11 protein-coding genes are annotated in these 13,952 nt (G+C 75.3%); 4 read left to right on the top strand and 7 right to left on the bottom strand.

The annotated features are described in order from the left end of the window. The first annotated feature begins 36 nt into the window (after window positions 1-36). Both ACI790_RS16195 and ACI790_RS16190 read left to right on the top strand, forming a co-directional pair. A complete protein-coding gene (locus tag ACI790_RS16195) occupies window positions 37-423 on the top strand; it encodes a DUF2510 domain-containing protein (protein ID WP_456570812.1) in 387 nt (128 codons plus the stop codon). Further along, window positions 321-773, top strand: coding sequence for a phospholipid scramblase-related protein (locus ACI790_RS16190; protein WP_456570811.1), 453 nt, complete (start codon window positions 321-323; stop codon window positions 771-773). The genes ACI790_RS16195 and ACI790_RS16190 overlap by 103 nt, the downstream gene beginning before the upstream one ends. A 333-nt stretch (window positions 774-1,106) precedes the next feature. Here the strand turns inward: ACI790_RS16190 and ACI790_RS16185 are convergent, their stop codons facing one another. From ACI790_RS16185 to ACI790_RS16165, 5 genes are all read right to left on the bottom strand, one after another. Then, a complete protein-coding gene (locus ACI790_RS16185) occupies window positions 1,107-1,349 on the bottom strand; it encodes a DUF6458 family protein (protein ID WP_456570810.1) in 243 nt (80 codons plus the stop codon). A gap of 171 nt (window positions 1,350-1,520) precedes the next feature. Next, window positions 1,521-3,293, bottom strand: coding sequence for a DEAD/DEAH box helicase (locus ACI790_RS16180; protein ID WP_456570809.1), 1,773 nt, complete (start codon window positions 3,291-3,293; stop codon window positions 1,521-1,523). Window positions 3,294-3,492: 199 nt separating this feature from the next. After that, window positions 3,493-5,583 carry a xanthine dehydrogenase family protein molybdopterin-binding subunit gene (locus ACI790_RS16175; RefSeq protein WP_456570808.1) on the bottom strand — a complete coding sequence of 697 codons (2,091 nt, stop codon included), beginning with the start codon at window positions 5,581-5,583 and terminating at the stop codon, window positions 3,493-3,495. Continuing rightward, complete coding sequence (locus ACI790_RS16170; RefSeq protein ID WP_456570807.1) at window positions 5,580-6,599, bottom strand: FAD binding domain-containing protein; 1,020 nt, start codon at window positions 6,597-6,599, stop codon at window positions 5,580-5,582. The genes ACI790_RS16175 and ACI790_RS16170 overlap by 4 nt, the downstream gene beginning before the upstream one ends. Then, window positions 6,596-7,102 (bottom strand): 2Fe-2S iron-sulfur cluster-binding protein, encoded by a 507-nt coding sequence (locus tag ACI790_RS16165; RefSeq protein ID WP_456570806.1) that lies wholly within the window; start codon window positions 7,100-7,102, stop codon window positions 6,596-6,598. Before ACI790_RS16165 ends, ACI790_RS16170 begins: the two co-directional genes overlap by 4 nt. A 255-nt stretch (window positions 7,103-7,357) precedes the next feature. On the opposite strand from ACI790_RS16165, the gene ACI790_RS16160 reads away from it, so the two are divergent. Together ACI790_RS16160 and ACI790_RS16155 are read left to right on the top strand one after the other, a co-directional pair. Then, complete coding sequence (locus ACI790_RS16160; protein WP_456570805.1) at window positions 7,358-9,433, top strand: DUF222 domain-containing protein; 2,076 nt, start codon at window positions 7,358-7,360, stop codon at window positions 9,431-9,433. A gap of 28 nt (window positions 9,434-9,461) precedes the next feature. Continuing rightward, complete coding sequence (locus tag ACI790_RS16155) at window positions 9,462-9,881, top strand: hypothetical protein (RefSeq protein WP_456570804.1); 420 nt, start codon at window positions 9,462-9,464, stop codon at window positions 9,879-9,881. On the opposite strand, the gene ACI790_RS16150 is transcribed toward ACI790_RS16155, so the two are convergent. Then, the gene (locus tag ACI790_RS16150; protein ID WP_456570803.1) at window positions 9,882-11,567 is read right to left on the bottom strand and encodes a DNA repair helicase XPB; all 1,686 of its coding nucleotides are present in this window, start codon (window positions 11,565-11,567) and stop codon (window positions 9,882-9,884) included. Window positions 11,568-11,695: 128 nt separating this feature from the next. Beyond that, complete coding sequence (locus tag ACI790_RS16145; RefSeq protein WP_456570802.1) at window positions 11,696-13,948, bottom strand: helicase-associated domain-containing protein; 2,253 nt, start codon at window positions 13,946-13,948, stop codon at window positions 11,696-11,698. Between the last annotated feature and the right edge of the window lie 4 nt (window positions 13,949-13,952).

Here is a 13,952-nt window from a genome sequence, read left to right as displayed (position 1 = left end):
CAGGTCCGGCCGGTGCCGGCGGCTAGCTTGACCGCCGTGAGCCGACCCGCACCCCCGTCCGGCTGGTACCCCGACCCCGGCGGCGGCCCGGGCACCCGCTGGTGGGACGGCCAGGGCTGGACCGAGCACGTGCAGCAGGCCGCTCCGCCGCCTCCGCCCGCACCGACGGCCACCGGTCCCTCGCTGTACGACCAGCCGGTCCTCCTGGTGAACCAGAAGACCAAGCTCGTCGAGCTGACCAACGAGTACGCCGTGCTCGACGGGAACGGCCGGCAGATCGGCGCCGTCGTCCAGGTCGGGCAGAGCTCGCTGAGAAGGCGGTGCGGCTGGTCTCGAACCTCGACCAGTTCCTCACCCACCGGCTGGAGGTGGGGGACGCCCGCGGCCCGGTGCTCGTGCTCACCCGGCCGGCGAAGTTCGTGAAGTCGCGGGTGGTGGTGCAGCGCCCCGACGGCGCGCCGGTCGGGGAGGTCGTGCAGCCCAACGTCTTCGGCCGGATCCGGTTCGACCTGGTGGCCGGCGGCCGGCTGATCGGCGCGATCCAGGCCGAGAACTGGCGGGCCTGGGACTTCGCCATCACCGACGCGGCCGGCGTCGAGGTCGCGCGGATCACGAAGAAGTGGGAAGGGCTGGCCCGCACGATGTTCACCACGGCCGACCGCTACGTCGTCCTCGTGCACTACCGCCTGCCCGAGCCCCTGGCCAGCATGGTCATCGCCTCGGCGCTGACGGTGGACACCGCGCTCAAGCAGGACGAGCGCGGCTTCAACTAGCTCGTCCACCTCCGGACCGCGCCGCGGCCAGGTGCCGCACCCGCCCGGCGCGGACCCTCCGGCCCACTCGGCGAGACCGGGCGCACACCTCGCTCGGGACGACAGCGTCGGCGGTCGGCGGGTAGCCTCGGATGCGTCCGGGCCGGGTGCATCGTGCCCCCGGGTGCCATTTGGTTACGCCTTCACGGACTACCGCCCCGACCTCGGTCGGGGGCCTGGAGCCGCGTTGTGCATCTCGCCGCGAGGCGGCCGTCATCCGGTCCGGACCTCACACCTTCGAGAGCCCCCGCCCCGATCCGGGCGGGGGCTCTCGCGGCACCGGAGCGGGTCCGCTCAGTAGCGCTCCTCGGTGGTGCTCCGGCGGACCGGGGCACCGGCCGGGTCGCCGTAGGCGTCGGTCCGGGTGACCCGGCGCTGCCGGCTCCGGACGGCGAGCTCCAGCACGATGCCCAGCGCGCCGGCGATCATCAGGATCCAGCCGACCACCTGCAGGTCCACGCCGCTGACGTCGACGCGCAGCGCGAACGTCAGGATCGCGCCCAGCGCGAGCAGCACGATGGCGGTTCCCAGTCGCATGGCGAACTCCTTCGGTCGCGGTCCGGACGACGGACCGGCGGCGCACGCCGCGGGCGCAGCGGTTCCCGCGGGTGGAGCCGGGAACCGCCGCCCGCCCCGAAGTCACCCTGACGGGTGCGTCCGAGCCCCCCTCGACATGCCCGGGCCCGCCCTCAGCGGGCCGGCGGCGGCTCAGAGCATGGTGCGGAGGCGCTCCCGGCGGGCCCGGAGGACGTCGACCGACGCCGACGCCGACGGCGGGCCGGGCACCGACTGGCGCAGCTGGGTGTGCACCACGGCCTGCGGCTGCGAGGTGCGTGCCGCCACCCGGTTGACCAGGCGGTTGATCTCCCGGCGCAGCTCGGCGGCGTCGCGCCACGAGCGGCCGGCGTCGTCCTCGTCGGGGTGGTCCTCGACGAGCATGAACTCGTCGTCGTCGTTCCGGTGGCTCTGCGCGATGCGCACCCGCAGCTCGTCGTCCCGCTTGGCCAGCAGCGACGCCGTCTGCTCGGGGGTGAGCAGGCCGGGGATGCCGAGGAAGTCCTCCTCCTCGGGGGCGACCAGCGCCGGGCGGCCCTCACCGGTGTGCGCCGTGCCGCCGTGGAGCACGTGCGCGAAGCGGGCGTCGGCCTCGAGGGCCTCCCACTGCTTCATCTCGCCCTCCCGCGGCTCCCGCGGCGGCAGGTCGAGCGCCTCCAGCTCCTCGTCGGGCTGGGTCCGCGGCGGTGGCATGACGTGGTTGCGCTGCTCCTCCATGGAGGCGGCCAGCGACAGCAGCGGGCGCACCGCGGGGAGGAACACCGTCGCCGACTCGTGCGGCGAGCGGGAGCGGACCACGCGCCCGACCGCCTGGGCGAAGAACAGCGGGGTCCGGTAGGAGGTCATCCAGGCGAGGACGGCGGCGCGCGGGACGTCGACGCCCTCGGAGATCATCCGGACGCAGACGGCGATCCGCGCCGACCCGGTGGCGAAGCGCTCGATCTTCTTCGACGCCTTGGGGTCGTCGGAGAGGATCAGCTCGGCGGCCTTGCCGGTGACCCGGCGGACGATCTTCGCGTAGGCGCGGGCGTCGTCCTGGTCGCTGGCGAGGATCAGGCCGGCGGCGTCGGGCATGCCGCCCTCCTCGCGCAGGTGGGTGATCCGGTCGTCCATCGCGGCGATGACGTGCGGCACCCACTGGCCTTTGGGGTCCAGGGCGGTGCGCCAGGCCTGCATCTCCACCGACTTCGTGCCGGCCTCGCTCAGCGACGCGGCGACGACGTCGCCGGCGGAGTTCCGCCAGCGCGAGGTCCCGGTGTAGGCGGCGAAGACGACGGGGCGGACGACGTTGTCGGCCAGCGCCTCCTTGTAGCCGTAGGTGTAGTCGGCGCGGCTGACCAGACCGCCCGCCTCGCCCTCGAAGGTGTCCTCCTCGTAGCGGACGAAGGGGATGCGCTCGTCGGGCTTGGTGCGGAAGGGGGTCCCGGTGAGGCAGAGCCGGCGCGCGGCCATGCCGTAGGCCTCCTCGACCGCCTCGCCCCAGGAGAGGCCGTCGCCGGCGTGGTGCACCTCGTCCAGGATGACCAGCGACTTCACCGCGGTCGCGCGCGCCGCGTGCAGCATCGGCTTGCCGGCGACCTGCGCGTAGGTGGTCACGTAGCCCTGGGTGCCCGCCCGCACCGGGCCGACGGCGTTGGTCAGGTTCGGGTCGAGGACGATGCCCATGGCGTCGGCGGCCTCGGCCCACTGCAGGCGCAGGTGATCGGTCGGGGCGACGACGACCACCCGGGCGACCTCGCGCCGGGACAGCAGCCGGGCGGCCAGCGTCAGGGCGAAGGTCGTCTTGCCGGCGCCGGGCGTAGCGGTGACGAGGAAGTCCTTGGGGGAGGCCTCCTCGTACTGGCCGAGGGCGGCCTGCTGCCATGCCCGGAGTGGTCGGCTGGTCGTCTGCGGGGCCCGGGCCGCCGCTGCTGCTGCAGTCGCCATGTCGGGGCCCATTCTGGTCGGCGACGGGGCAACACGCCCAACGGGGGCCTCCCGCGCGCCACCGTCGTCGCACCGTATGGCGACGTCGGCGCACGCCGCTGACCAGCGGGTTCGCCCACCGCACGACGGCGGTATGGCGAGAGTCACCGGCGTGGCGGACCGACTCGTCACGTCACGCCGGTCACGCCCGACGCACGGGTCAGGGCAGCCCCGGGAGGAGCTTGTCCAGCGTCACCGGGAGGTCCCGCACCCGCACGCCGGTGGCGTGGTGGACGGCGTTGACGACGGCGGCTGCCGTCCCGGTGATGCCGATCTCGCCGATGCCCTTGGTGCCCATCACGTTGACGTACGGGTCGTGCTCGTCGATCCACAGCGCCTCGACCTCGCCGACGTCGGCGTTGACGGAGATGTGGTACTCGGCGAGGTCGTGGTTGGCCACCTGACCGATCCGCGGGTCCCAGACGCTGTTCTCGTGCAGCGCCATCGACAGCCCCATCGTCATGCCCCCGATGAGCTGCGACCGGGCGGTCCGGGGGTTGACCACCCGGCCGACGCCGAAGACGCCCAGCAGCCGCGGCACCCGGATCTCCCCGGTGTCCACGTGCACGCGGGCCTCGACGAACTGCGCGCCGAACGCGTACGGCGCATGGGCGTCGTCCTTGGCCGCCTGGTCGACGTCGCCGGAGATCTCGTCGCCGTCGGCCGGCGACCCGCCGAACTTGTCGCGGAAGGCGCGGGCGGCCACCACCAGCGCCGAGCCCCAGGTGTTCGTCCCCGACGAGCCGCCGGCCACGGAAGCGGTGGGGTAGCGGGTGTCGCCGATCCGCACCTCCACGTCGGCGACGTCGACGGCCAGGGCGTCGGCGGTGATCTGCGGCAGGATCGTCCACGCCCCGGTGCCGAGGTCCGCGGCGCCGATCTCGGCTACGTAGCGGCCGTCCGCGTACCGCAGGTTCGCCGTCGACGTGGCCTGGCGCATCGTCGGGTAGACCGACGAGGCGACCCCGTACCCGACCAGCCAGTCGCCCTGCCGGTGCCCGCCCGGTCCGCGACGGTCCCAGCCGAACCGGTCGGCGCCCTCGCGCAGGCAGCGCACCAGGTTGCGACTGGACCAGGGCTTCTTCGTCTCCGGGTCCACCTCCGGCTCGTTGCGGATCCGCAGCTCGACCGGGTCGATGCCCAGCTCCTCGGCGAGCTCGTCCATCGCGACCTCGGGACCGAACATGCCCGGGCACTCGCCCGGGGCGCGGAACCACGAGGGCACCGGGACGTCGAGGCCCGCCAGCCGGTGCGTGCTGCGTCGGTTGGGGGAGGCGTACATCATCCGCGTGGGAACGCCGGTCTGCTCCGCGTACTCCTTGATCCGCGAGGTCTGCTCCACCACGTCGATCGCGATCGCCTGGAGCCGGCCCCGCCGGTCGGCGGCCAGCTGCATCGTCTGGATCGTCGGCGTGCGGTAGCCGGCCAGGAAGAACATCTGCTGCCGGGTGAGCGCCAGTTTCACCGGCCGGCCGGGGAGCGCCCGGGCGGCGAGCGCGGCGAGCATGACGTTCGCGTGCGGCCGCCCCTTGGAGCCGAAGCCGCCGCCGACGTACGGGCAGACCACCCGCACCTGCTCCTGGTCCAGGCCGAAGACCTCGCAGACCGCGGCGCGGTCGGGGTGCACGCCCTGGGTGGAGTCCCACAGGGTCAGGAACTGCGCGTCCGCGTCCCAGAGCGCCGTCGTCGCGTGCGGCTCGAGCGGGTTGTTGTGGTACATCGCGGTGGAGTAGGTGCGCTCCAGCGTCACCTCCGCGGTGGCCATCGCGGCGGCGACGTCGCCCTCGGCGGTGTCGGTCTCGTGCCCGGCGTTGACCTTCTCCGGCGCGTACAGGTCGTCCCGGTCGATCGCCAGCGCCGAGTCGTGCGGCTGCTCGGCATAGGTGACGACGATCGAGTCGGCGGCCTGCCGGGCGACCTCCGACGTCTCGGCGATCACCACGCCGACCAGCTGCCCGCGGAAGGCGACCTCGTCGCTCTGCAGGACGGCGTACTCGGCGTCCTCGGTGCTCGCCAGCCGCTCGGCGTCGAACGGGGTGAGGACCCGCAGCACGCCGTCCAGCGCCTCGGCCGCCGCGGTGTCCACGGCGGTCACCCGTCCGCGGGCGATCGTGGCCTGCACCGGGTGGCAGTAGGCGGGGTCGTCCACCGGCGTCTCGTAGGCGTAGGTGGCGGTGCCCCGGACCTTCGGCTCGCCGTCCCGGCGGACCAGGTCCTGGCCGATGGCGCGCGGCTCCAGCAGGTCGGTCATGACTGCTCCTCCGGGACGAGGCCGCGCAGGGTCGCGGCCACGGTGCGGGCGACGAGCGGGATCTTGAAGCCGTTGCCGCCCTCCACCCCGGGCTGCGGCTGGGCGGCCGCCAGTTCGGCGTCCATCGCGGCGCGCACGGCGTGCTCGGTCAGCGGGCCGCCACGCAGGATCTCCTCGGCGCGGGTGGCCCGCCACGGCTTGTGCGCCACCCCGCCCAGGGCGATCCGGACGTCGCCGTCGCCGGTGACGACGGCGGCGACCGACACCAGCGCGAAGGCGTAGGAGGCCCGGTCGCGCACCTTGCGGTAGGCCGACCGGGCGCCGATCGGCAGCGGGGGGAGGTCGATCGCGGTGACGAGCTCGCCGTGCTCGAGCACCGTGTCCCGGGAGGGGTCGTCGCCGGGTAGCCGGTGCAGGTCGACGAACGGGACGGTGCGCACGCCGGCCGGGCCGAGGGTGTGCACCTGCGCGTCGAGTGCGGCCAGGGCGACGGCCATGTCGGAGGGGTGCGTGGCGATGCACGTCTCCGGCGCGGTCGGGTCCGGCAGCGCGCCCGGCGTCCCGAGGATCGCGTGGTACCGGACGTAGCCGCCGACGGCGGAGCAGCCGCTGCCGGGCTCCCGCTTGTTGCACGGCGTCGTGACGTCCTGGAAGTACGGGCAGCGGGTGCGCTGCAGCGGGTTGCCGCCGGTGGTGGCCATGTTCCGCAGCTGGCCGGTCGCCCCGGCCAGCAGCGCCTGGGCGAGCACCGGGTAGCGCTCCCGGACGCGGCGATCGGCGGCGACCTCGCTGTTGGTGCTCGCGGCCCCCAGGCGCAGCCCGTCGTCGTCGAGGTCGGTGATCTCGCGGGAGGTGAGCGTGCGGACGTCGACGACCAGGTCCGGGCGGGCGACGCCGAGCCGCAGGTGGTCGACGAGGTTGGTGCCGCCGGCGAGGAAGACGGCGTTCGGCTCGGCGGCGACGTCCCGGACGGCCTCGGCGACGTCGCCGGGCCTCGCGAAGGCGAAGGGCTTCATGCGCCGGCCGCTTCCTGCACCGCGGGCGTGATGTTCACGTAGGCGGCGCAGCGGCAGAGGTTGCCGCTCATCCGTTCGGCGACCTCGTCGTGGGTCATCTCCGGATCGGCGATGAGGTTCTCGGTGACGTGGCTGGGCCAGCCGCGCTCGAACTCGTCGATCACCCCGACGGCGGAGCAGACCTGGCCGGGGGTGCAGTAGCCGCACTGGAAGGCGTCCCGCTCGAGGAACGCCCGCTGCACCGGGTGCAGCTCGCCGTCGCGCGCCAGGCCGTCGGCCGTGGTGATCTCGGCCCCGTCGTGCGCGACCGCGAGCGCGAGGCAGGAGAGCGCCCGCTGCCCGTCGAGCAGGATCGTGCAGGCCCCGCACTGGCCGTGGTCGCAGCCCTTCTTCGGGCTCGCGTTGCCGAGCCGCTCGCGCAGCGCGTCGAGCAGGGAGGTGCGGGTGTCGACGGTCAGCCGGCGGGTCTCGCCGTCGACCCGCAGGGTGATGTCCGCGTCCATGGCCCGCCGGTGCCCCTCCCGGTCGGCGTGGCAAACCCGGTGCAGGCGGCAACCGGGCCGCCGGGTCGGCCCCCGGCTGAGCCGGCTGCCGGTGGCGGGGCGCCGCGGCTGGACGGAGACCGGTCACCGTCCCGATGCCCGGCAGCTCACCCCTGACGACCGGCGCGACGAGGTGCACATGGAGGTGGTCTGGCGGGCGTCCGCTCCCGAGCAGGCGCCCGGAAAGTGTCGGTGGTCGAACATACGATCGATCACGTGAAGGACGCCGGGACGACGACCAGCGCACCGCCGGGTGCGCCGGCTGTCGGCTGGGCGACCGGGCCGCTCGGCGCGGTGCAGGCCGCCGACCGGGAGATCGCCCGGCAGACCGCGCTGCGCGCCCGGGCGGTCGCCGAGTTCGCCGCGGCCCGCCCGGTGTCCCGGGACCGGCCGCCGGGCGAGCCGGGCGCCATGAGCGCCGATCGCCGTGCCTCCCGGCCCGAGGTGCTCGCCGACGTCAGCGAGTGGGCCACCCAGGAACTGGCCGTCGCCCTGTCCCGCACCTCGCAGTCGGCCGAGGCGCTGCTCATCCGGTCGTTGACGCTCGTGCACCGGCTGCCCGGGACGCTGGCGGCCCTCGAGTCGGGCGCGCTGCACGACGGGCACCTCTGGCCGATGCTCGGCACCGTCGCGCCGATCGCGGACCCGAAAGTCCGCGCCGAGGTGGAGGCCGAGCTGCTCGCCTGGGCCGCGCGGCGGGCCACCACCACCCCGGCGCAACTGGGTGACAAGGCGCGGCGCGTGGTCCTTCGGCGCGATGCGCGCGACGCTGCAGGCCGGCTGGCCCGGGCGCTGCGCCGGCGTGGGATATCGGTCCGGCCGGAGGGTACCGACGGGATGGCCGTGCTGAGCGCGCTGCTCACCGTGCCGGAGGCCCAGGCGCTGCTCGACGCGCTCGGCCGGTACGCCGACGAGCTCGACAGCGGGCCGGACGACCGGCGCACCCGCGGCCAGAAGATGGCCGACTGCCTGCTCGACCTCGTGCTGCGGCCTGGCGAGCACGCACTGCCGCCGGTGACCGCGCAGCTGACCGTGGTCGCCGGGGTGTGCACCCTGCTGGGCGGCGACGAGCCGGGCGAGATCGGCGGCCAGGCAGTCCCTGCCGAGCTCGTGCGGGCGCTGGCCCGCGCCCTGGGCCTGCTCCCCGATGCCACTCCGGTCGATCCGCCCGCGGGCACCGGACCGGACCCCGACCCCACGCCGGCCACCGCGCCACCGGCCCTGTTCCCCACGCCGGCCACCGCGCCACCGGCCCTGTTCCCCACGCCGGCCACCGCACCACCGGCCCTGTTCCCCACGCCGGCCACCGCACCACCGGCCCGGTACCCCACCGAGGACGAGGCGCTGGCCGACTGGTGGGCGGCCACCGAGGCGCTCGTCCTCCAGGAGTGGGGCGGACAACCCGACCCGCCACAGGAGGAGATGGAACGCCACTGGGCCGAAGGAGCCCGCTGGGCGGGCATGCCCACAGCCATCGATCTCGGCATGCTCGGCCCACCCTCCGCCGAACCCCCAGCCGCTGGATGCGCACGCGACGACGGCACCACGGCGCAGGATCCACCGGCCACCGGTACGTGGGCGGCGGCCGATCGTGCCGTCGACGTCGCAGGTCTGGCGCTGCTCGACCTGGAGCGCGCCGTGGGGCGGGCGCAGAGCGCGGTGACGGCCGCGCGGCTCGACGATGCCGACGACGAGGAGGCGTGGCGGACCGGCCCCGAAGGCCGGACGTCTGCGGCACCCGATGCGATCGCTGCCCTGGCTGCTGCGGCCCGGGAGCAGCGCGCGGCCCTGGCCGACCTGCTGCACCGCACCGGCGGTGGCGGCCTCGCCGACCGGCCGCGCATCGCCGTGGTCGACGAGCTCACCGGCGCCCTGCTGGCGCTCACCGATGCGCCGGAGCTCCGCCGGCTGGCCGTCTGCGAGGACACCGCCTGCCGCCGCGACCCGGCCCACTGCGACCACGACCTGAGCGGCCGGCCCGGGCTCGGGCCACCGCCACCCACCGACGGCTACCGGCCGAGCGCCGCGCTCGATCGCCACCTCCGCGCCCGCGACCGGCGCTGCCGCTTCCCCGGCTGCCGCCGGCCGGTCCCGCGCGGCGGCGAGCTCGACCACGACCGCCCGTACCCCGACGGACCCACCGCCGCGACCAACCTGGTCGGCTACTGCACGTCGCACCACCGCGGCAAGCACCAGGCACCCGGGTGGCAGCACGAGCTGGCGCCCGACGGCACCCTCACGGTGACCACCCCGAGCGGCCTGCTGGCGTGCACCTCGCCGCCGCCCTACTAGGGCGCCGACGGCACTGCGGTGCGGCCGCATGACGCGCTTCGTGATCGACGCACCCACGCTGCTGCACCTGGTGGCCGAGGGCGTCGCCGTCGCGCCCGGCCACCAGCTGGTCGCGCCGCAGGTGCTGCGCTCGCAGGCGCTCGACCTGCTGTTCGCCGCCGTTCGCCGGGGAGAACTGACCGAGCGCGAGTCCCTGGCGCGGCACGACGCGATGACCCGCGTGGAGATCCGCTCGCTCGGCGACCGCGTCAGCCGTCAGGTCGCCCGGGCTATCGCCCGCGAGCACGACGTGGAGTCGACGACCGACGCCGAGTACCTGGCCGTCACCCGGCTGCAGCCGACGTCTTCGTCTCCGTGGACCCGGCCGCGCGGGCGCGAGCGGAGGGCATCGTCCCGGTGGAACGGCCGACCGGTTGCCGGCGCCGTGATCCGGTCGGCGGCGCCGTGATCAGTCGGCCGGCTCGTCCACCCAGTCGGGGCCGTTGACCTCGCCGGGGCCGGCCAGGTCGGCGGCGTCGACGATCGTGTACGCGTAGCCCTGCTCGGCGAGGAACCGCTGCCGGTGCGCGGCGTACTCGCTGTCGAGGGTGTCGCGGCTGACCACCGTGTAGAAGTGGGCCTGCCGGCCGTCGGCCTTCGGGCGCAGCACCCGGCCCAGCCGCTGGGCCTCCTCCTGGCGCGAGCCGAACGTCCCGGACACCTGCACCGCGACCGCGGCCTCGGGCAGGTCGATGGAGAAGTTCGCGACCTTCGAGACGACGAGCGTCTTGATCTCGCCGATGCGGAACGCCTGGAACAGCCGCTCCCGCTCCTTGTTCGTCGTCGATCCCTGGATGACCGGGGCGTCGAGCGCGGCGCCGAGCTCCTCGAGCTGGTCGAGGTAGGCGCCGATGACCAGCTTCTGCTCCTCGGGGTGGCGCTCCAGCACCCGCCGGATCACCGGCAGCTTCGACTGCGCGGTGGCCGCGATCCGGTACCGCTCCTCGGGCTCGGCGACGGCGTAGGTCATCCGCTCCTCGTCGTCGAGCGACACCCGCACCTCGATGCACTCGGCCGGCGCGATGTAGCCCTGCGCCTCGATGTCGCGCCACGGGGCGTCGTACCGCTTCGGGCCGATGAGCGAGAAGACGTCGTCCTCGCGCCCGTCCTCGCGCACCAGCGTGGCGGTGAGGCCGAGCCGGCGGCGGGACTGCAGGTCGGCGGTCAGCCGGAAGATCGGCGCCGGCAGCAGGTGCACCTCGTCGTAGACGATCAGGCCCCAGTCCTGTGCGTCGAACAGGTCCAGGTGCCGGTACTCGCCCTTTCGGCGGGTGGTGATCACCTGGTAGGTCGCGATGGTGACCGGGCGGATCTCCTTGCGCTCTCCGGAGTACTCGCCGATCTCGTCCTCGGTCAGGGAGGTGCGGGCGATCAGCTCGCGCTTCCACTGCCGCCCGGCGACGGTGTTGGTCACCAGGATCAGCGTGGTGGCCTTCGCCTCGGCCATCGCGGCGGCACCGACCAGCGTCTTGCCCGCGCCGCAGGGCAGCACGACGACGCCCGAGCCGCCGGCCCAGAACCCCTCGACGGCCTCCTGCTGGTAGTCGCGCAGGTGCCAGTCGGCCTGATCGAGCTCGATCGGGTGCGCCTGGCCGTCGACGTAGCCGGCGAGGTCCTCGGCCGGCCAGCCGATCTTGAGCAGCGCCTGCTTGAGCCGCCCGCGCTCCGACGGGTGCACGACGACGCTGTCGGGGTCGATCCGCGCGCCGAGCATCGGGGCGACCCGCTTGGAGCGGATGACCTCCTCCAGCACGGCGCGGTCGGTGGTCGTGAGCACGAGCCCGTGCACCGGGTTGTTGGCCAGCGTCAGCCGCCCGAACCGGTCCATGGTGTCGGCGACGTCGACCAGCAGCGCGTGCGGCACCGGGTAGCGGGAGAACCGCACCAGGGCGTCGACGACCTGCTCGGCGTCGTGCCCCGCGGCCCGGGCGTTCCACAGCGCGAGCGGCGTCACCCGGTAGGTGTGCACGTGCTCCGGCGAGCGCTCCAGCTCCGCGAACGGGGCGATCGCCGCCCGGCAGTCACGGGCCAGCGGGTGGTCGACCTCGAGCAGCAGGGTCTTGTCCGACTGGACGATCAGCGGGCCGTCGCTCAACGCGGGGACTCCTCCGGGGTTCGGGACGACGACGCGAACGGATCGCGCCGGACTGCTCACGGTAACGCCGGAGGGCGACAGCCCCTTCCGGGCCGGCGGTGTGCGCCGTCCCTCAGCGGGCCGGCCGGTCAGCCCGCGTCGTCGGGTTCCACCAGGGCGACCGAGGTGATCCGGTGCACGGCGAAGGTCCGGTTCTCCCCGCGCCGCTCGTCGTAGCCGGAGAGGAAACCCCCGGCCAGCGACACCGGCTGCACCACCCGCTGGCTCCCGCTGCCCTGGGCGTCGACGTAGCCGAGCCACACCGGCACCCCCTCGCGGAGCGCCCGGGAGAGCAGTTCGAGCGTCGACGCCGTCGTCACGCCGGGCACCTGGCGCACCGCCTCGCCGCGGCGGGCGGCCAGCGCGGCGTCACCGGCGCGGATCTCTCGGACCGTCGCGTCCAGGTCGTCGGCCGAGAGCGGCCGCGGCGCCGGGTGCGACTCGCTGCCGGTCCGGCGACCGGCGGCCCGGGGCCGGGCCGGCGGCCGGGTGAGGACGGCGCCGCCCGGGTTCTCCCCGGCCGGGGCGTAGCCCGCCTCGCGCAGCACCGTGAGCACCTCGTCGGCGCCGAGCCCGCTGACCAGCACGCCCGGTGCCAGCCGGCGCAGCTCCGCGGCCGCGGTCCGGCGGTCGTTGAGCACCTGGGAGAGCAGCCCGTGGTCGTCGGAGCGCACGTAGGACTCGATCGCGCCCACCCGCAGCCGGCCGTGCTGGCGGGCGACGTCGTCGACCAGGTAGTCGAGGGCCTGGGGCACCGGCGTCCGCGACGCGTGCTCGAAGAAGTCGTGCAGGTCCGACGCCGACCAGCCGGCGTCCAGCGCCCGGCGGACCGAGGACTCCGACACCCGGAACACCGTCGCCCCGCCCGAGGACTCCACGTCGGCGACGACGGCGAGCGTGTCGGCCAGCTCCGCGACCAGCGGACCGGGCGCGATCAGCGAGAGGTCGGGCTGGGCGAGCACGTGGTCGACCGGCTCGGGCATCAGCCCGCGCATGCCGTCGGCCGCGCCGTCCTCACCCGCGCCGAGCAGCCCGCGGCCGGCGGTGGAGAGGACGCCGGACACCAGGACGCCGAGCCGCGCGGCCTCGCCGAGCATGTCGGGCACCGGCGCCAGCCGGTCGGCCCGGCGTGGCGTGCGCCAGCGCAGCAGCGCGGTCAGGTCGTCCGGCGCCAGCCCCGAGCCCGGCGGCTGCTCGGCCAGCACGGTGAGCGCCGAGCGGCGGATCGCCGGCGCGGTGTGCCGCACCAGGTCGGGGGAGAGCGCGTTGGCCGCCTTGCCGGCCAGGTCGCGCACCCCGACCAGCGACGGCAGCCGCACGCCGTCCAGCCAGCCGGCGGCCAGCACGGCCCAGCGGTCGGCGAGGTCCTGCTCCCGCCAGACGTCGTAGGCGCGGGTGGGCAGCCACTCGTCGCGGTGCGGCCCGCCCACGTCGAGCAGGCCACCGGCGAACGCCAGCTCCAGCAGCCAGGCGGCCTCCGGCTCGGTCACGTGCAGCGCCCGCGCCAGGCGCTTCTGGTCGCGCACGCCGACGCCGCCGCTGCGCAGCAGCCCGGCGGGCTCCTCCTCGAGCATCGCCAGCAGCTCGCCGATCCGGCCGACGGTCTCCAGCGCGGCGCCGGCGGCCTGGCGGTCGAGCACCCGCAGCTCGCGCGTGACCACCGCGGGCTCGGGCCGCCGCCGCGGCGGGCCGTAGGGGGCGTCGCCGCGCAGCAGCAGGCCGATCTCCCGGGGGAGCTCGACGTTCAGCGCGTCGATCCGGGCGAGCAGCCCCCGCTGCAGCAGCCGTCGGGCCGGCGTCGCCGTGCCGTTGGCGGGTGCGTCGGGGAGGTGGCCCACCGGCCGGTCACCGGCCAGCCTCTCCAGGACGGCGCGCTCCTCGGGGGCGAGCTCGGCCAGCGCGGCGGGGAGGTCGGCCGGCAGCTGGACGCGCAGGTCGAGGGCGCGGCGCCCCAGCCCCGCGGGGTGCCGGACGGCGCGCCGCACGGGGTCGGGGGCGTGCAGCACGTCGTCGCCCCACAGCAGGGCCCGGGTGCGGAGCGCCTCCACGGCGCCGGTGAGGACGTCGTCGGGCACCTCGGGCAGCGCGGCGATCAGCTCGTCGGGCGCCATGCCGTCGGTGGGCGCGAGGAGCACCACGTCGAGCACCTGCAGCGTCGCGGCGTCCAGCTCGTCGAGCGCGCGGTCGACCGACACCGGCACCGCCAGGCGGCTGGCCAGGGCGACGACGTCGGAGGGGGCGGGGCGCGCGACGTCGGGCCGGGCCACCAGCAACGCGCGCACCTGCTCGTCGCTGCGGGTGCGCAGCCAGGCGGCGAGCGTGGCAGGGGCTTCCGTGGACATCCGG

It is taken from the genome of Blastococcus sp. SYSU DS0539 (genome assembly GCF_054050855.1).
This window is presented reverse-complemented; position numbering and strand designations above follow the sequence as displayed.